The 17,627-nt window shown below is 68.4% G+C and carries 20 protein-coding genes; 10 read left to right on the forward strand and 10 right to left on the reverse strand.

Going from position 1 to position 17,627, the window contains the following annotated elements; translation table 11 throughout:
- Nucleotides 1-10 precede the first annotated feature (10 nt).
- On the forward strand, nt 11-508 hold the full coding sequence (locus AB0I34_RS31970) for a helix-turn-helix domain-containing protein (protein ID WP_360452305.1): 498 nt from the start codon (nt 11-13) through the stop codon (nt 506-508).
- A 3-nt stretch (nt 509-511) separates the two neighbouring features.
- On the opposite strand, the gene AB0I34_RS31975 is transcribed toward AB0I34_RS31970, so the two are convergent.
- The 4 genes from AB0I34_RS31975 to AB0I34_RS31990 form a co-directional block, all read right to left on the reverse strand.
- Nucleotides 512-1,093 carry an NAD-dependent epimerase/dehydratase family protein gene (locus AB0I34_RS31975; protein ID WP_360452307.1) on the reverse strand — a complete coding sequence of 194 codons (582 nt, stop codon included), beginning with the start codon at nt 1,091-1,093 and terminating at the stop codon, nt 512-514.
- Between the two features lie 107 nt (nt 1,094-1,200).
- Nucleotides 1,201-2,208 (reverse strand): proline racemase family protein, encoded by a 1,008-nt coding sequence (locus AB0I34_RS31980; protein WP_360452309.1) that lies wholly within the window; start codon nt 2,206-2,208, stop codon nt 1,201-1,203.
- Nucleotides 2,209-2,259: 51 nt separating this feature from the next.
- Nucleotides 2,260-2,511 carry a TfoX/Sxy family DNA transformation protein gene (locus tag AB0I34_RS31985; RefSeq protein WP_360452311.1) on the reverse strand — a complete coding sequence of 84 codons (252 nt, stop codon included), beginning with the start codon at nt 2,509-2,511 and terminating at the stop codon, nt 2,260-2,262.
- Nucleotides 2,508-2,891 carry a MarR family transcriptional regulator gene (locus tag AB0I34_RS31990; RefSeq protein WP_360452313.1) on the reverse strand — a complete coding sequence of 128 codons (384 nt, stop codon included), beginning with the start codon at nt 2,889-2,891 and terminating at the stop codon, nt 2,508-2,510. Before AB0I34_RS31990 ends, AB0I34_RS31985 begins: the two co-directional genes overlap by 4 nt.
- A gap of 146 nt (nt 2,892-3,037) precedes the next feature.
- Here AB0I34_RS31990 and AB0I34_RS31995 point away from each other — a divergent pair, with 146 nt between their 5' ends.
- Genes AB0I34_RS31995 through AB0I34_RS32010 form a run of 4 tightly spaced genes read left to right on the forward strand, consistent with a single transcriptional unit; the run spans nt 3,038 to nt 5,547 of the window.
- Nucleotides 3,038-3,460: a hypothetical protein gene (locus AB0I34_RS31995; RefSeq protein WP_360452315.1), complete on the forward strand. Its 423-nt coding sequence runs from the start codon at nt 3,038-3,040 to the stop codon at nt 3,458-3,460.
- A 31-nt stretch (nt 3,461-3,491) separates the two neighbouring features.
- A complete protein-coding gene (locus AB0I34_RS32000; protein WP_360452317.1) occupies nt 3,492-4,007 on the forward strand; it encodes an RDD family protein in 516 nt (171 codons plus the stop codon).
- A 44-nt stretch (nt 4,008-4,051) separates the two neighbouring features.
- The gene (locus AB0I34_RS32005; protein ID WP_360452319.1) at nt 4,052-4,654 is read left to right on the forward strand and encodes an ABATE domain-containing protein; all 603 of its coding nucleotides are present in this window, start codon (nt 4,052-4,054) and stop codon (nt 4,652-4,654) included.
- Complete coding sequence (locus AB0I34_RS32010; RefSeq protein WP_360452321.1) at nt 4,651-5,547, forward strand: pyridoxamine 5'-phosphate oxidase family protein; 897 nt, start codon at nt 4,651-4,653, stop codon at nt 5,545-5,547. Before AB0I34_RS32005 ends, AB0I34_RS32010 begins: the two co-directional genes overlap by 4 nt.
- On the opposite strand, the gene AB0I34_RS32015 is transcribed toward AB0I34_RS32010, so the two are convergent.
- Entirely contained in the window at nt 5,528-6,181 is a 654-nt protein-coding gene (locus AB0I34_RS32015; RefSeq protein ID WP_360452323.1) for an FCD domain-containing protein, read from the reverse strand. The genes AB0I34_RS32010 and AB0I34_RS32015 overlap by 20 nt on opposite strands.
- An 85-nt stretch (nt 6,182-6,266) precedes the next feature.
- On the opposite strand from AB0I34_RS32015, the gene AB0I34_RS32020 reads away from it, so the two are divergent.
- On the forward strand, nt 6,267-7,454 hold the full coding sequence (locus AB0I34_RS32020) for an MFS transporter (protein ID WP_360452325.1): 1,188 nt from the start codon (nt 6,267-6,269) through the stop codon (nt 7,452-7,454).
- Between the two features lie 45 nt (nt 7,455-7,499).
- Here AB0I34_RS32020 and AB0I34_RS32025 read toward each other — a convergent pair whose 3' ends face one another.
- Nucleotides 7,500-10,826 (reverse strand): S8 family serine peptidase, encoded by a 3,327-nt coding sequence (locus tag AB0I34_RS32025; RefSeq protein WP_360452327.1) that lies wholly within the window; start codon nt 10,824-10,826, stop codon nt 7,500-7,502.
- Between the two features lie 126 nt (nt 10,827-10,952).
- A complete protein-coding gene (locus tag AB0I34_RS32030) occupies nt 10,953-11,534 on the reverse strand; it encodes a TetR/AcrR family transcriptional regulator (protein WP_360452329.1) in 582 nt (193 codons plus the stop codon).
- Between the two features lie 98 nt (nt 11,535-11,632).
- Here AB0I34_RS32030 and AB0I34_RS32035 point away from each other — a divergent pair, with 98 nt between their 5' ends.
- Nucleotides 11,633-12,028, forward strand: a complete 396-nt coding sequence (locus AB0I34_RS32035) for a RidA family protein (protein WP_360452331.1) — start codon at nt 11,633-11,635, stop codon at nt 12,026-12,028.
- Here AB0I34_RS32035 and AB0I34_RS32040 read toward each other — a convergent pair.
- Nucleotides 12,025-12,624, reverse strand: a complete 600-nt coding sequence (locus AB0I34_RS32040) for a TetR/AcrR family transcriptional regulator (protein ID WP_360452333.1) — start codon at nt 12,622-12,624, stop codon at nt 12,025-12,027. The genes AB0I34_RS32035 and AB0I34_RS32040 overlap by 4 nt on opposite strands.
- A gap of 51 nt (nt 12,625-12,675) precedes the next feature.
- Here AB0I34_RS32040 and pdhA point away from each other — a divergent pair, with 51 nt between their 5' ends.
- The 3 genes from pdhA to AB0I34_RS32055 are packed head-to-tail and all read left to right on the forward strand — an operon-like array spanning nt 12,676 to nt 15,979.
- On the forward strand, nt 12,676-13,710 hold the full coding sequence (gene pdhA, locus AB0I34_RS32045; protein WP_360452335.1) for a pyruvate dehydrogenase (acetyl-transferring) E1 component subunit alpha: 1,035 nt from the start codon (nt 12,676-12,678) through the stop codon (nt 13,708-13,710).
- Complete coding sequence (locus AB0I34_RS32050; protein WP_360452337.1) at nt 13,707-14,702, forward strand: alpha-ketoacid dehydrogenase subunit beta; 996 nt, start codon at nt 13,707-13,709, stop codon at nt 14,700-14,702. Before pdhA ends, AB0I34_RS32050 begins: the two co-directional genes overlap by 4 nt.
- Before the next feature lie 11 nt (nt 14,703-14,713).
- Nucleotides 14,714-15,979, forward strand: coding sequence for a dihydrolipoamide acetyltransferase family protein (locus AB0I34_RS32055; RefSeq protein WP_360452339.1), 1,266 nt, complete (start codon nt 14,714-14,716; stop codon nt 15,977-15,979).
- A 155-nt stretch (nt 15,980-16,134) separates the two neighbouring features.
- Here the strand turns inward: AB0I34_RS32055 and AB0I34_RS32060 are convergent, their stop codons facing one another.
- A complete protein-coding gene (locus AB0I34_RS32060; protein ID WP_360452341.1) occupies nt 16,135-16,611 on the reverse strand; it encodes a GNAT family protein in 477 nt (158 codons plus the stop codon).
- 3 nt (nt 16,612-16,614) lie between these two features.
- Nucleotides 16,615-17,622 carry a LacI family DNA-binding transcriptional regulator gene (locus AB0I34_RS32065; RefSeq protein ID WP_360452343.1) on the reverse strand — a complete coding sequence of 336 codons (1,008 nt, stop codon included), beginning with the start codon at nt 17,620-17,622 and terminating at the stop codon, nt 16,615-16,617.
- Nucleotides 17,623-17,627: the final 5 nt, after the last annotated feature.

Genomic DNA, 17,627 nt, shown 5'->3' on the forward strand with positions numbered 1-17,627 from the left:
AGGACGAGGTATGGCGATCACGTTCGAAGGGGTGCTGGCCGATCGGAGCACCTGGACACTCGAGAACTGCTCGATCGCGATGACGATGGATCTGATCGGCACCCGGTCGTCGATGGTGATCCTGCGCGAGGCCTTCTACGGCACCACGAGGTTCGACGACTTCACCCGGCGTACGCGGCTGACCGACGCGATCGTGGCCGCCAGGCTCAAGGACCTGACCGAGATCGGCCTGTTCAGCCGGCGGCCGTATCGCGAGCCGGGCCAGCGGACCCGCTCCGAGTACCTGCTGACGGACAAAGGCCGGGACCTGTTGCCTGCGGTCTTCGCGCTCATGCAGTGGGGGAACAAGTACGTGCAGGACGAGGAAGGCGGGCCGCTGAGCCTGGTCGAGCGAGGCACCGGCGAGCCGGTGATCATCGGCCCGCGGACCGCGTCCGGCAAGAACCTCGAGCTCGAGGACCTCGCGATCGTCGCGAACGGCGACTGGGCCGGCCCACGGGACAGCTGACGATCAGTCGGTGATGACGACGACGCCGCTCGGCTCGCGCAGTGCCTGCACTGTGCGCTCCGCGGCCCGGTCGATGTGAACCCGCGGCTCCGCGGGCACCTGCTTCTCGTTGTACGTGCCCGGCCCGTAGAACTGTCCATAGCTCAGGACGACGCCACCCTCGGCGAGAACCGATCGCTCCAGCTCCGCGACCGCCAGGGCATCGGGGCCGTCGGGTAGCTGCCAGGCGACGGTCTGGGCCAGGATCTTCGGCGACCCGGTCCGCCGCCCGGCCTCGATCAGGTTCTGGTTGCCCTCGGTCCGGATCCTGGCGTTCAGCTCCGCATGCGCGCCGATCCGCGTCGCATCGTCCGGCAGGTCGGTCAGCTCGTTCAGGATCACGTCCGGCTTGAAGTCATCCACCGCCTGGATCAGCGCGTCGCGATCGAACACGTCGCACAGGATCGGCTCGGCCCCGAGTCCCTTCACCAGTTCGGTCTTCGCGACCGATCGCGTCATCCCCCCGACCACATGTCCGTCGGCCACCAGACGCGGAATCAGCGCCCGCCCGATCACACCCGACGCTCCGGCAAGAAAGATCCTCATCGCTCCAGCTCCCATCCATCTTTGTTCTGGATGTTTTATATCCAGAATCTGTTCCTGACACTAGAAGCTGACTATCGAATCGTCAAGTCAGATGGTGTGTGACAGGGCTAACGCAGCACGAACCCGGTGCCGAGCGGATCGCGCGGATCCAGTGTGAACGTGGCCTGGCCGGTCTCGTACGCGGCGCCGGTCACTTCGGTGACGACGGCCTGATGACCGTCGGCCTCGACGTGCTCGACAACCCGGCCGAGGAACGTCGTACCCACGATCGAATCATGCTCGAGGGTGCGGCCGATCGGCAGCCGGCCGTCCTCGGCCAGCAACGCGATGCGTGCGGAAGTGCCGGAACCACAGGGCGAGCGATCCAGTTCACCGTCCGCGAAGATCGTGACGTTGCGCTGGCGCGGACCGTCCTCGGTCCCGCCGAGGTCGTCGTACAGGATCGTGCCGTAGATGCCGTCGAGGCGGCTGTCGGTCGGGTGCCGCGCCCACTGCGTGTCGTTCAGCGCCCACTTGATCTCGCGCCCGACAGCGATCAGGTCGGTGCTGTTCTTCGGCGTCACCTCGAGGCCGACCGAGGACGCGTCGACGGATGCGTAGAGGGCGCCGCCGTAGCTGATGTCCGCCCGGACCTTGCCGCGGCCGATCGCGACTTCGATGCCCCGGGCAACGACGTACGCCGGGACGTTGCGGAACGAGACCTGCTCGACCTCACCGCCCACACAACTGACGCGGGCCAGGACGCGGCCCGAGGGTACGTCGATCACCACCTCGGTGTCGCCGTCCGGTGCGGCGGGGATCTGTCCGGTCCGGACAGCCCACGCGCCGAGCGCGATGGTGCCGTGGCCGCACGCCGTCGAGTAGCCGTCCTTGTGCCAGAACAGGACGCCGAGGTCGGCACCGTCGTCATCGGGCGGCACCAGGAATCCGCCGTACATATCGGCATGCCCGCGCGGCTCGTTCACCAGAAGTTGCCGCACCGCGTCGACCTCAGGCGACGTCTGCGCGTACGCGCGGCGTTCCAGAATCGTCTGTCCCGGCACATCGGGAAGGCCGCCAGTCACGATCCGGAACGGCTCGCCGGCCGTGTGGTAATCGGTCACGCTGACTCGCATCCCAGCTCCCAACCACCCGGTGGCATGTGCCACCTATTTTACTGATCGGGGTCAGCGGGACTTCCAGTTGTCGGCCAGTGCGCGACGTTCGTCTGCGGGGATGGTGGTCCAGCGGACTCCGCGGATCGCTCCCTCGACGGCAAGGACCGCGTGGGTGCAGTCGTGGAAGCCGCGGGCCTCCAGCCGGCGGCCGACCTCGAGCGAGCCGAGTTCGCTCAGTTGGTCGACGGTCTCGAGTCCGAGTGCTTGCAGTTCTCCGGCCAGGACGGGGCCGATGTTCGGCGCCGAGGTCAGGTCGCTCATGCCCATTTCTCCAATCCGAACAACTCGATGGCATCGTCGAACGCATCCGCCAACCGGGCCAGGCGATCCGGGTCAGCGTCAACCGCCCGCAGCCGCACCGGTCCCGCCAACGGAATCTCGGCCAGCAACTCCCGCCCCGCGTCGGTCGCCGCGACGTTCCGGCGACGCCCATCCGACGGATCGGGCTCCACCAGCACCAACCCGCGCCCCGCCAGCCGATCCACTGCCTGCCCCAGAGTCGCCGGATGCATCACCAACCGCCCCCGCAACTCCTCCATCCGCCAACTCTCCTGCTCACCAACGATCCGCAGCATCGCCAACTGCTCCCCCGTCAGCCCGTACTCCCGCCGCACATCCCGCCCGAACGCCCCCAAAGCCAACTGCAACCGATACCAAACCCGAATAACCCGCAGAGCGTCCGCCGAGACCACTCTCAGATATTATGCACCACATAATATCTGCGCAAGACCTCCGACGGCGGGTCGGGTGGTCGACCCTTCGGCGGGCAGGATGTGGTGGGTTCGCGATGGAAGGGATGCGTGGGATGAAGGGCAAGTGGGCTGGGCTGCTGGCTTTGCTTGGTGCTGCGTGGATGCTGTTCTTGTTCTTCAACTCCGCCGATGTGAAGTACTCCGGGTTCGACGGCGATCCGGTGGGCGTCAAGTGCCCGGCGCTGGGCCGCCTCAGTTCCGAGACGCAGGACCTGGACGAGCCGCTCGCTGAGGACGAGTCCGACGCGTTCTCGGCGTACATGGACAAGGTTCGCGCGTCCGACGAGCCCCCGGAATACCAGCAGAAGCGGGAGGTCGATGCGCGGCAAACCATCCTCGCCGACTGCCAGCAGGCCCGCACCGACCGCGTGGCCCTCCTCATCCTGGTCACCTTCGCGACCGGCTTGCTCACGTTCGCGCAGGTCCTGCGCTCCCGCCGCAAGTCAGTCGACGAGTGACGCCGCGGCGGCCGACGGCGGCCAGTGCGCCATGGTGACGAGGTCACGGCTCGCCTGGCTGCGGATCACGGCGTGGCTGGTCGATTGGCTGTGCATTCTGGTACTGGCGTTGGCCCTGGTTCCGATCGGGTTGGCGGTGCGCGGGCTCGAGCTGCCGGTCTGGGCGCTCAACCTCGGCTCGTTTCTGCTGCTGGTTCTGCCCGCCACACTGTGGCTGGCTTGGCGGGAGTCGGCGCGTGGGGCTACGCCCGGCAAGCGGCTGCGCGGGCTGATGGTGGTGTCGGTTCGGACTGGCCGGCGAGTGTCGTTCGGGCGGGCGCTGGCGCGGAACGTTCTGAAGGTGACCGTGCCCTGGGAGCTCGGCCATACGGTCGCCTATGGGTTCGCCACCGAGGCCGAGCCCGGCGGTTGGCTGATCGTCGTGAGCATTGTGCTGTACGCCGTTGTCCTGGTCTGGATCGCAGGGTTGTTCGCCCGCGTGTCGCCGTACGACGCGATGGCCGGCACTCGCGTGACCCTAACGTCTAATCATCCTGCTACTAGTTAGATTGGTCGCTTGTGATCCCGTGATCTAATGCCTAGACTGCCCGCATGCCCATTATGCCGACGATCGATGCGATGCAGGATGCCGGGTTCCCGATGGGTGGGGAGCCGCTCGCGGCGCTCGATCTCGTGGATACGGCGATCCTGGTCGTCGACCCGCCACGCGACCTGCTGTCGGAGCGGCCCGACGCCTGGTGGGAGCTCCAGTCGGATCGCCTCCCGAGCGGCCCCCGCCCACCCGATGCCGCGGTACTGCGCCTTCGGTCCGCGATCCGCGACCTCTTCGACGCACACCTCGAAGGCCGCGCGCCGCAGGCGACCTCAGGAGCCGACGTCAACGCGTACGCCGCCGCGGTCCCGACGAGCCGACAACTCAAGCTGGGGCCCGATGGACCGGTGGCGGAGACGCGGTGGCACACCGAGCTCGGCGGGAACGCGATCCTCGCCGCGCTCGCCCGCGAGGCGATCGATCTGCTATCGGACGCCGATCGGCTGGCAACGCTGCGCCGATGCGCGTCGTCGTCGTGCTCGATGCTGTTCCTGGCGGAGAACAAGCGCCGGATCTGGTGCTCGAGCGCCGGCTGCGGGAACCGCGCCCGCGCGGCACGGCACTACCACAAGACCCACCGGGGATCCGGAGACGCACGATGACCGCCGCACCGAAGCCGACCACTGGATTCCACGAGGGCGAGTTGGCTGTGCAGGCGCGAGCCGGACTGCGGGACGCAGCATCGCGCCTGGAAGGCATGCTCGCACCGGTGTCGCTGACAGGCGGCCGGGCCGCGATCCTGGCGTTGCAGTCCTTCGCGGTTCTCGTCGCGCGCGACGAGCAGCACCGGCTGTGGGCTTCCCCGTTGGTCGCCCAGCCAGGGTTTCTCGCGGGTCAGGGCCAACTGTTGCTGGTGAAGACCAAGCCCGCACCGGCGGACGCATTGCACAATCTCGCGCCGGACCAGTCAGGAGGCGTACTGGCGATCGACCTCGAGCGTCGCCGGCGAGTCAGAGTCAACGGCTGGATCACCGACGTGGCCGAGAACGGTCTCACCCTCGATGTCCGCGAGGCGTTCGGCAACTGCCCGTCGTACATCCAGCCGCGACAGATCACGCAAGGCCCTTCGCGGCCGGTCAGCCCGGCGCATTCGGCGCTGACTGCGCGCGGCCAACTGACGGACGAAGCGCGCCGGATCATCACGACTGCGGACACGTTCTTCCTGGGGACGGAACACCCCACCCGCGGAGCGGACGCCTCGCACAAGGGCGGCTCCCCCGGATTCGTGCAGGTCGACGGCGCCGACGTGATCTGGCCCGACTACGCGGGCAACAACATGTTCAACAGCATGGGGAACCTCGCCGTCGATCCCACGGCTGCGCTGCTGTTCATCGACTTCGAGAGCGGCGACGTACTCCAGCTCACCGGGAGGGCAACTCTAGAGTGGGCATCTAACGATGCTACGGGCAACGACTTCGCCACTGGTCGCTCGGTCCGTTTCCACGCAGCCGCCGGTGGGCTGTGGCCGTCCGCCATCACCCAGCAGATTGCTTGACCGATTCGATCAGCGCGTACGACGTCTTGGCCGCGGCCTCCGGATCGCCGTCGCGGATCGCCGCCAGCAACGTGAAGTGGGCATCGCGGACCATGGGGTCCTCGGGGATGGTGGCGGTCTGGTGGATCGAGTCGGTCAGCACTTCCGCAAGAGCGTCGTACAGACGGAGCAACAGCGGGTTGCCGCTGGCCTCCACCACACCTCGATGAAAGCCCGCGTCCGCGGCAACGTAACCGGCCAGATCGCCGGCTTCATGCGCAGCGCTGCGCGCCTCGAGTGCCGCGTCAAGCCCGGCGACTCCATCGGGTAGCTGGGCGGCCAGCCGCGCGGCCGCGGCCTCGATCCCGGCCCGCGCATCGAGGACATGCGTCAGTGACGCCGACAACTCGTCGCGGACGAGAACACCGCTGATCTCATTGGTCGCGCGCACGTACGTGCCGTCGCCGACCCGCGGCTCCAACAGACCGGTCAGGCTCAGCGACCGCAACGCCTCGCGCACGGTTCCCCGGCTGACCCCCAGCTCGACGGCGAGCTGGTTCTCGCCGGGAATCCTGCCCCCCACCGGCCACGTGCCGGACTCGATCAGCCCCCGGAACTGCTCGGAGACCTGCAGCACCAGCGGCACCTGACGCACCGGTCCACTCAATGACACCGCGACAACCTCCGTTCTCCGCCCAGGCTACAGTGTAAATGTAGGACATCTAGTCAGGAGTGAGGATGTGCTGAAACCGCCGGCCGAGCCGCCGTCCGGACGACGGGCCGCCCTGCTGACCGCGACCGTCTTCCTGGTGGCCCTGTGCCTGCGTCCGGCGTTGACCGCGGTCGGCCCGGTGCTGCCGCAGATCGGTGCCGACGAGCAACTCGGGGAGGGAGCGCTCGGCCTGCTCGGCACGCTGCCGCTCATCGCCTTCGGACTGGCCTCGCCTCTCATTCATCGACTTTCCCGGCGCCACGGGATGGAGCGGGCCGTGTTCGTCTCGCTGCTCGTCCTCGCGGTCGCCAGCGTCGCCCGGTCCTACACCGGGCTGCCCGGACTGTGGCTCGGCACGATCGTGGTCGGTGCCGCGATCGCGGTCGGCAACGTCCTGGTCCCCGTCATCCTCAAGCGCGACTACGCGGGCAACGTGTCCCGCGCGACCGGGGTGTACACGGCCTTCATCACCGGCGGCGCCGCGATAGCTTCGATCTCGGCCGTGCCGATCGCGGACGCGGCCGACTGGCGGCTCGCGCTGGCGGTCTGGGGAGGTCTTGCCGCGGTCGTCGCCGTGATCTGGCTGCCGAGGCAGTCCGCGTCCGTGCCGATGCCGCCGCCGGACCTCGACGAGGGCGCTGCCCCAGTGAGTGTCTGGCGGCAGCCGATGGCCTGGCTGATCACCGCGTTCATGGGCCTGCAGTCGACGAGCTTCTACCTCCTCGTCAACTGGCTGCCCACGATCGAGATCTCGACCGGTGTCTCGGAGCGGACCGCCGGCGTCCATCTGTTTCTCTTCCAGTGCTTCGGCCTCGTCGGCGGACTGGCGATTCCCCGGCTGCTGAAGCATCCGACCGATCAACGCGCCGGCACGATCACCGCCAGCGTTCCGATCCTCGTTGCCCTGCTCGGAATCCTGCTGGCGCCAGGTCTGATCGTCGTCTGGGTCGTCCTCGCCGGGCTGGGCCAGGGCGCTGCCCTGGTCGCCGCGCTCTCCCTCATCAGCATCCGTGGCCGCAGCCACCACGAGGCGACCCAGTTGTCCGGTATGGCGCAGGCCGTCGGCTATCTCCTCGCGGCCACCGGCCCTGTCATCGCCGGCTTCCTCGCCGAACGCACCGGCAACTGGGATGCAACGCTCATCCTGTTCGCGACCCTGGCCGCCGTACAGATCGTCATCGGCATCATCGTCGGCCGCGACACCCGTACGGCGTGACGCTCGAAGGCCCGGGTCACGCACCCGGGCCTTCGAGTCCGTCGGTCAGCGCACGGGGACCAGGTCGAGCACCGTCTGGTCGACCGAGTTGCCCGCCTTGTCCGTGATCGCGGCACGGACCGACAGGGTGTGCCCGGGCAGCAACGACCACGGAGCGATCATCGTCCGGTAGCCGTCCTTGGTGCGGAGCAGCGGCGCCGGCGTCCAGTGCTTACCGCGGTCGGACGAGATCCACAGCCGGGCCGACTTGACCGGTGCGGTCGTCGCACGGTCCTGGGCTCCGACCCGCAGATCGAACACCATCGGCCGCCCAGCGGGCGCGCTGCCGTCCAGCGAAACGTACGGGTCGTAGTCGAGCCTCAGCATCGACGGCCGGATCGGGTTCGCCCACTCCGCCGGTGGGGTGGCCGTGAACTCCCAGGTCGTCTTCGCCTCCGTGGAGCTCGGGAGCTGATCCGTCTTCCAGCTGTGCTCCACTCGATAACGCGCCGTACCGCTGGGGACCTGGAAGAAGCCCGACGTGTTCTTCTGTTCTCCGAGCTTGACGCCGTTGCGATAGAGCGCGAGCCGTACGTCGTCGATCAGCGCGGTGTCGACAACACCCAGGTGGCCGGGATCGGCCACGCCGACCTGGATGTTGAAGTCCCCGTTGAAGATCTCGCCGATGTTCAGCTGCGGATGCATCGCCGTACCGAAGACCGAACGCACCTTCTCGCCGGGCTTGTAGGTTCGCTCCGGGTTGTCGCAGACACCGGCGGTCCCGGTGGCCGGTGAATCCAGACACTGCCACCACTGGATCCCCGGGCCCGCGGACAGCATCTCCACGCGGTGGGAGGGCGTCTCGACGGTCTGCCAGAGCTCTCCGCCGAAGGTGGTCACCGAGCTTCGGACTCCGCGGCCGAGGCCCGACTCACCGCTTCCCCAGACGCCGCCGAAGGTCGTGTCGACCCGGGCCATCGCGCGGACGGCCTTGCGGTCGAGGTTCTTCGCCAATGGCACGGTGAATCGGTTCGCGCTCTGGTAGACCTGGTACAGATCCGGAGCGTCGTGGCCCGCCTTCTTGGTCGAGTCCAGCCGCCAGCGGGTGACGGCTTCGACGATCCCGTCCTTGGTTGCGCCGGTCGGTTGCACGTACACCTTGCCGGCGGCGATGTCCGCGACCGGCGGATACACCTCCTCCGCCTGCCACTTCGCCGGATCCGACGCGCGCAGGGCGGTGACTCCGGCCTCGGTCGCCTTGGTCGGCTGCCCCTCGACCACGGGCACGTTCAGGCGCACCGTCTTCCGGGCGTCCAACGTGAAGTCGGTGTCTTTCGCGACCGTGAAGTCCGTACCGCCGGTCATCGCGACGGTGTCGCCAGTGGTCACGAAGGTCCACATGCTCCACTCGCCTGGCGAGATCCGGCGGGTACTGCGGCCCTGGTCGTCGAGCGTGAACTGGACGAAGTCCCCGTTGCTGCCGTTGAACCCGTTCACCCACCCGCCGGACACGGCCGTGCCATCACGGTCGAGCACCTGGACGGAGACGTCGTACGCCGGCGGCTCGTCGTAGGCGTTCAGGGCGAGGCGCAGGAGTTCCTTGCCGTCGGCACCGAGCAGGTCGACCGAGCCTTGCCACATGGCGTCGGCGACGGTCGCCGGGTCCAGAGTGACGGTCAGGCTCGCCGTACCGCCGGCCGGAACCGTCAGCGTGGCCGGGGACACGACGACGGCTGCGTCGGGTGCCGTCGTGGTGTTGCCCGACAGCACCTCGTGGTCGGCGGCCGTGACTGCCAGCGGCTCGCTGCCCGGATTGGTCAGCGTGACGGTGCGGGTCTGCGGGGCGTCATCGGGATGGCGGATCGCGCCGAAGTCGACGACGCCGACGTCAGCGGACAGGCTGTTGGAGGTCGCGGTGGCGAGGTTCAGCCGCCCGCTGCCGGACCACGAGGTGTACGTACCGGTGTCGTCCACGGCGCTGCTCAGGCGCGCCTTGAGCTGCTGCCAGGTCAGTTCGGGGTGCTGCTGGAGCAGCAGGGCCGCCGATCCGGTCACCTGTGGCGTCGCTTGGGACGTCCCGGAGTACGCGACGTACAGGTCGCCGTCGCGGGCACCGGCCCGGGCACCCAGGATGTTCACGCCCGGTGCGGACACCTCTGGCTTCTGCACGTACGACCAGGTCGGACCCTCGCTCGAGAACTGCGCCTTGTGGTCGGTGGCGTCGACCGCACCGACGGTGAGGGCGGACGCGGCGGTCCCCGGCGACTCGATCGAGAACGGGGTGGGGAGGAACGACCCGCTGTTGCCGGCAGCAACTACGAACAGAGCGCCGGTCTTGTCGGTCAGCCGGTTGACCGCGTCCGCCATCAGGTCGTCGCCGAAGCGCGGCGCCCAACCGCCGAGGCTGACGTTCACCAGGTCCGGGTGCTGGTCGGCCGCCCACTCCAGTCCGGCGATGACGCCGGACTCGCTGCCCTCGTTCGCGGCGTTGAGGACCTTGCTGGAGATCAGTTCGACGCCGGGCGCGACACCCTGCCGGGCGCCGTCCGATCCCGCGCCGTTCCCGGCGACCAGCGACGCCACGTGAGTCCCGTGGCCCAGGTCGTCCTGGGTGCCTTCGCCGGTGAAGTCGGCGGTGGCCGTCACCTTCCCGGACAGGGCCGGGTGATCCGCATCGATGCCCGAGTCCACGATCGCGACCTTGACGCCACGCCCGTCGAGTCCGCGGTCCCAGGCGGCCGGTGCCTTGATCTGGTCCAGGTAGCCGTCCCGCGGCGCGGCCTCGACTGCTGTCGTCGACTCGCCGTGCACGGCCGCATCCAGCCAGATCTTGGCCGGCCTGGCCGCCCTCGCCGTGGTCAGCGATGCACCGAACGTCGTCGTACGGGACTTCTCGATCCGGCCGGCCGTCGCATCCACACTGGCCAGTTCGCGGGTCGCGGTGAACCCGTTGCTCGCCATCGTGCGCTCACCAGCACCCTGGCGCACAATCACCGGCAGGTCCGCGCGGTGCGCGTCGTCGTACTTCATCTCGACCAGGCCGCTCACGTCGAACAGCGCAGGATCGAGTACGTCGGGCACCAGCGTCGCGACGTCATGCGGTACGACGCTGATCCGGCCGTGGTCGTTGCGGACGGAGAACCCGTTGGTCCCGCTCTTTCCGTCACGAGAGCGGACGTTGACGCGCGGCGTACCGCTCTTGTCCGGGGTCAGCGTGACGCGGTCACCTGTCAGCAGGGTGACAGTGGCCGGGCCGGACAGCGCTGGGGCGGCTGGTGCGGCTCCGGGCGGTGGCGGATTGGCGGCGGACGCGAGGCCCGGAACGGTCACCGCGGACAGCACCAGCGCGCCGGTGAGCAGCAGCGCCATCCGGGTCGGAAGTGGTTTCGACAAGGCCACGAGGGCTCCATCCTTGCTCCAGGCACCGATCTGGTGCGTCCTGATGCACCTGTCGTATCCGATCTCTCACCACTCCGGCCACGGACCACCGTGACAAGTCCCGGACATGACGGAAACCGGTCAAGCCGTCGAGCGGCCGGGCTGGGCGTCGATCCAGGCGCGGAGGCGGCGGGAATGGCGGGCCATCAGGTCGGGCTGGGCGAGCGTGGAGGCCAGGACAGCGGCGCCTTCGTAGGCGGCGACCAGGTCGATGGCCAGGTCGCGGGCATCGCGGCGTACCAACTGCTGGAATTGTCGCTCGGCCCAGCTGATGAGGAGCTCCATCAGGTGGGTGGCGAGAGGATTCGTGCCGTCGGGCCGCTTCGAGAGCTCAGTGGCCAGGGTGCCGTAGGGGCAGCCGTAGAGAGCGGTCTCATCGGCTCGGTCGGCCAGCATGTCGACGAGGGCCTTGAGTCGCGTCTTCGGGGTGCGGTGACGGGCCTCGATCTCGGCGAGTGTCGCTTCCAGTTGCTCCGCGCGGGCCTGGACGACGGCGCCGACGATGTCCTCCTTCGTCTTGAAGTAGTAGTACACGTTCCCCAGCGGTACGTCGGCCGCCTCCGCGATGTGCGCCAGCGTCGTCGGCGCCACTCCCTGGCGGTACACCATCTCCGCCGCGGCGGCCACCAACCGCTCTCTTTTCCCCGGTCGCGTCTGGCTCATGGTCCCGAGTATAAGAAACTGTCGGAGGCGAGTTCTAGGTTAGTTACCTAACTAACTCGCCGGTCCGCCAGGGACCGGTCCGATCGAAGGAGACAACCATGCAACGCACCGCCGTCAACCCGTGGAACTGGTCCGTCGGCCTGGGCTTCGACCAGGCCCAGCTCGTGGAGAACCGCCGCCGTGAGCTCATCTGCAGCGCCCAGGACTCCGTCGACGCCAACGGCAACGCGCAGCACCCGGGCGACATGGCAGCCCAGCTCCGGCTTGCGCTCGACAACCTCGAAGCGGTCCTGGCCGGTGCCGATATGACGGTGGCCAACGTGGTCCGGCTCAACATCTACACGACCGACGTCGGCGAACTACTCCAGCAGTTCGGCGTCCTGGCCGAGCGGTTCGCCGGCACCCCCGACCGCTTCGCCAGCACGGTCCTTGGCGTCGCGGCCCTCGCCGGCCCGGACCTCCTGGTCGCCCTGGAGGCCACCGCCATGGACTAGCGCGAGAGGTCCAGGAGTTCCAGTACGCCGTTGACGTGCGCCTCGGCCTGGGCCCGTGAGGGCGGAGCGTCCAGGCCGAGGAGGCGGCGCCGGTGGGGCTCGCCGAGGAGGAGTGTGAAGAGCTCCTCGGGGCACGGGACGAGGTCGCTCAAGGCGTCGATGTAGTGCTGCGGGCCTGCCGCGTAGAACCCTGTGGCCAGATCCGGGAACTGGTGCGCCTCGGCGATCACCATCCGGTGCAGACCGACGGCGACATCCGAGTGCAGGGTGATGACGAGGCGGACGGCCAGCGCGTCGAGGGCGTTCGCACCGGGCGTCCGGACCTGTCGGTCGACTGGCTCCGCCTCAGGTAGGACTTCGCGGTTCAACCGGGCGACCGCGGCGGTGAAGACCTCGGTCTTGTCGCCGACGTAGCTGTAGATCGTCCGCTTGGTGACCTTCGCCTCCGTCGCCAGCCGGTCCAGCGAGACACCGCCGTACCCGTGCTGGAGGAACAGCCGGACGGCCGCGTCCAGGATCTCCTCCCGCCGCTGCTCGCGTTCGGACTCGGTCGGCCGTCCACGTTTGCGCGGACCACCGTCGGCAGCTCTGGTCATGGCGCTATCCTCCTTCATGACAGAATGACACGATCTAGTATCATTATCCTCGTGAGGAGAGCCGACACGATGTCCGCACCGCCCGACCTGCTGGGCCACTACCGGCAGATGCTGCTGATCCGGCGCTTCGAGGAGCGGGCCGCCCGGGCCTACACCGAAGCCAAGATCGGCGGCTACTGCCATCTGAACCTCGGCGAGGAGGCGACGGTCGTCGGGTTGATGAGCGCGCTCGACCCGAGCGACTACGTCTTCACGAACTACCGCGAGCATGGCTACGCCATCGCACGCGGCATCGACCCCGGCCGCGTCATGGCCGAGCTCTACGGCCGCAGCGACGGCGTCTCCAAAGGCTGGGGCGGCTCCATGCACCTGTTCGACGCCCAGGCCCGGCTGCTCGGCGGGTACGGAATCGTCGGCGGCCAGTTGCCGCTGGCAACCGGGGCGGCGCTGGCGATCGCCTACCGCGGCGGGCCGGAGGTGGTGATGTGCCACCTGGGCGACGGTACGACGAACATCGGTGCCTTCCACGAATCGCTGAACCTGGCCGCGCTGTGGAGACTCCCCATCGTGTTCGCCGTGGTGAACAACCAGCTCGGCATGGGCACCACCGTCGAGATGTCCTCTGCCGAACCCGAGCTGCACAAGCGTGCCTCGGCGTACCGGATGTACGGCGAACGCGTCGACGGCAACGATGTGGTCGCCGTACGGGATGCGGCCGTACGTGCGGTCGCGATGGCACGTGAAGGGCGGCCGGTGCTGCTGGAGGCTGTCAGCGGGCGGCTGCGTGGGCATTCGGTGGTCGATCCAGCGGCGTACCGCTCGAAGGAAGAGGTGGCTGCGCTCAGGACCGCGGATCCCGTGCTCGCGTTGGGCGATCAGCTGCGTGATGCCGGGACGTTGAGCGCCGAGGACCAGGAACACATGGAGCAGTCTGTCGCGGAGGAGGTCGGTGCGGCGGTCGCGTTCGCGGATGCCAGTGCACCACCGGACGTGAAGACATTGTTCGACTACAACTACGCGACACCGGTGCCGAACGATCTCAAGCGACTGCCGGGGCAGCCTCTCTTCGCGGTGGCCGGCGCATGACCGTGATGTCCTACCGGCAGGCGATCAACGAGACCCTGCGCGCCGAGATGCAGCGCGACGACCGCGTCTTCCTGATCGGCGAGGAGATCGGCGTCTTCGAGGGGTCGTACAAGATCACCGCTGGGTTGCTCGCGGAGTTCGGCGAACGACGGGTGCGGGACACGCCGATCTCGGAGGAGGGGTTCACCGGCGCCGCGATCGGTGCGGCGATGCTCGGGCTCCGGCCTGTGGTCGAGTTGATGACGATCAACTTCTCGTTGCTCGCGCTCGACCAGATCGTCAACCATGCGGCGAAGATCCACGGCATGTTCGGTGGTCAGCGCAGTGTTCCGATGGTGATCCGGACGCCCGGTGGTGGCGGTCAGCAGCTTGGCGCCACGCACTCGCAGAACGTCGAGCTGTACTACGCCTTCGTGCCGGGATTGAAGGTCGTTGCCCCGAGCAACCCAGCTGATGCGAAGGCGCTGCTGCTCGCGGCGATCCGCGATGACGATCCGGTCCTGTTTCTGGAGAATCTCTCGCTGTACAACACGAGGGGCGACGTACCGGACGACGACGTACCGGCCGAGATCGGGCGTGCGGCGGTGACCAGACCCGGCAGTGACATCACGGTGATCGGTTACTCGCGGATGGCGTCGCTCGGTCTGGCCGTGGCGGAGGAGCTGGCTGCTCGGGAGGGGATTGATGCCGAGGTCATCGATCTGCGCAGTCTGCGTCCGCTGGATCGGGAGACGATCGTCCGGTCGGTCCGAAAGACGCACGCGGCGGTGGTGCTGGAGGACGACTGGCTGACGTACGGGATCGGCGCGGAGATCGCGGCGACGATCTCGGACGGTGCGTTCGACCAGCTTGACGCACCGGTACGCCGGGTTGCGATGGCCGAAGTACCCCTTCCGTACGCCAAGAGCCTGGAGAGCGCCGCCCTGCCCTCGGCGGGCGATGTCGAGACGGCGATCAGACAGACCCTGGCCGCGGTCGGCCGGCTGCGCTGAGAGGAGACACCATGAGCACGATTCTGATGCCACGTTTGTCGGACACGATGGAGACCGGCGTCGTCGTCACCTGGCACAAGCAGACCGGCGACATGGTCGAGGCCGGCGAGATCCTGGCCGACATCGAAACCGACAAGGCCGTGATGGAGTACGAGGCCTACGAGTCCGGCGTCCTCGGCCGGATCCTGGTGGCCGAGGGCGAAGAAGCCGCCATCGGCCAACCGATCGCAGTCCTCGGCGACGAAGACATCGAAGGCGACGCGGCCACACCGGACGCGGCTGCGATGTCCCGATCGTCCACGCCGGCCGCGCAGTCAAGCCCCGTCGCGGACGCGGCACAGCCCTCCGTCGCGGATGCGGCACAGCCGTCCGACGCGGTGCCGGCCTCGGGGCCGGCGATCGAGCGGATGCCCGCTTCTCCCTTGGCGCGGCGGGATGCTGTGGAGCTCGGGGTGGACCTGACGCAGGTTGCCGGGACCGGGCCTGGTGGGCGGATCATCCGCGCGGATGTCCGCGCGGCCGCCGAGACACTCCAGCCGACAGAGACAGCCGAGTCGGCACCAGCCGTCTCCCAGGAACTGAGCCCTGGCGAGGAGGTCCCGCTCAGCTTGCTGCGCAGGACGAGCGGCAAACGCCTGGCCGACAGCGCCCGGACCGCACCGCACTTCTACCTGACCGCGAGCGCCGACCTCGAGAACCTCGTCGACCTGCGGTTCGAGCTCAACGCACAACTGACGGAGGCCGGACGGCAGAAGGTCAGCATCAACGACCTCGTCATCCGCGCCTGTGCACTGACACTGCGCCAGCACCCGGACGTCAACTCGTCCCTCTCCGGCGATAATCTCCTACGCCATCACGACATCAACGTCGGCGTAGCAGTCGCGATCTACGACGGGCTTCTGGTCCCCGTCATTCGCAACGCCGACCACAAGTCGGTCGGCGTGATCGCAGAGGAGTCCGCGTCCCTCGCCGTACGAGCGAGAGAACGCCAACTGACGAGCGATGAGATGGCCGGCGGGACGTTCACCATCAGCAACCTCGGGATGTACGGCGTCGAGCAGTTCACCGCCATCATCAATCCCCCGCAGGCCGCGATCCTCGCGGTCGGCGCCTCCCGCCGCGAGGCCGTCGTCCTCGACGACGGATCCCTCGCCGCCCGCACCAGGATGCGCTACACCCTCTCCGCCGACCACCGAATCCTCAACGGAGCGGACGGCGCCAGCTTCCTCGCCGACCTCACCAAACTCCTGGAGAACCCCTGGCTCATCATCGCCTGAGACGCGTGACCACACCTTCGCCGCCTGTGATGTACGGATCGACAGGTAGTGCACCTGCGAGACACCGTACACAGACCGTCCCCACGCTCAACTGCACTACCTGTCGACCCGACACCTCCTGTCCAGCTGCACGCCTCAACGCGTCAGACGACCAGCTAGCGCACGTTGAGGGTGTATTCGGTGAGGGTTGGGTGGGGTGGGAAGGCCGTTCGGGTCTGCCGGCCGGTCGGGTGCCAGCCGAGCTTCTCGTAGAAGCGCCTGGCCCGAGTGTTCTCGGTGAAGACCCGCAGCCGCAGAGTCCCCAGCGTGGAGGGAAAAGTGGCGAGCAAAGCGTCGTGCAGGTACGTCGCCAGCCCTGAGCCCCAGGTATCGACGGCGGTACCGAAATGGAAGACCTCGTCATCCCGGCGGGCCGCGAATCCGGTGATCCGGTCGTCCTGATCACAGGAGACGTAGACCGCGATCGACGGGTCGGCGAGCTCGACCGCCCAGCGGTCCAGGATGTCGGCGCGTGGGAACGGATGCGTCTCCTGCGGGAAGATGTGACCCAGTCCTTCCACCGCGCCGCGTTCCTGCAACTCCACCAACTCGGGCAGATCGGACTCGTGCGCCTCCCGGAAGACCCAATCCATCCTTTAGTGTCCCGGGCCGATGCCGGCGGTGCTCTCGCGGACCACCAAGGTGAAGGGTGCTCGGAGTCGGACCGGATCTTGGCCCGGCTGCTGGTCGCGGAGGGCCTGCAGGGACAGCCGGGCGATGGCGACGCGGTCCGGTGCGACGGTGGTCAGTGTCGGGAGCGTGGCGAGGTCGTACGGAATGTCGTCGAAGCCGACGACGGCGACCTGCTGTGGCACCTTCAGTCCGCGCAGCATCAGGGCCCGGATCGCGCCCATCGCCAACCAGTCGGTGCCTGCGAAGATCGCGTCCGGAGCGGGATTGCCGGCGTCGAGCCAGCGACCGAGAGTCAACTCGGCGTCCTCACCGCGGACGCCTCCGGCCGGGAGCACGATGTCCTCGTCGACGCCGATACCCGCCGCCACCAGGGCATCGCGATAGCCGTTGGTCCGTCCGTCCGCTACCCCCGGCCCAGGCACCAGCGCCATCACCCGGCGCCGCCCCATCGCCAGCAGATGCTCGGTCGCCACCCGCCCGGCCTCACGGTTGTCGATCCCGACGTGGTCGGCGCGGTGGCCCTCACCGGCCTTCTCACCCAGCAGCACCAGCGGCAGCGCGGGGTCACGCCGCTGCACGTCCTCCGGACTCAGGCTCAGCGGGCTCATGATGATCCCGTCGAGGCGGGCCGGATGCCGGTCGGTGAGCAGGCCGAGCTCGGCCTCGCGGCGGCCACCGGTCTGGTGGAACTGCACGATCCAGCCGAAGGTCTCCGCCTCGTCCAGCATCCGCGCCGCGAGCGAGGCGAAGTACGGGCGATCGAGCTGGGGCACCGCGAACGCGATCACCCCACTGCGGCCCTGGGCCAGGTTCCGGGCGGCGATGTTCGGCCGGTAGCCGAGCTTGTCGATCGCAGCGAGGACCCGCAGCCGCGTCGCCTCGCGGACGTGTTCCGACCCGTTGACGACGTTCGACACCGTCTTCATCGATACGCCGGCCGCCTCGGCGACGTCGATCAAACGAGGCCTCATGGGTG

This window comes from Kribbella sp. NPDC050281 (genome assembly GCF_040655855.1).
GTDB lineage: Bacteria > Actinomycetota > Actinomycetes > Propionibacteriales > Kribbellaceae > Kribbella.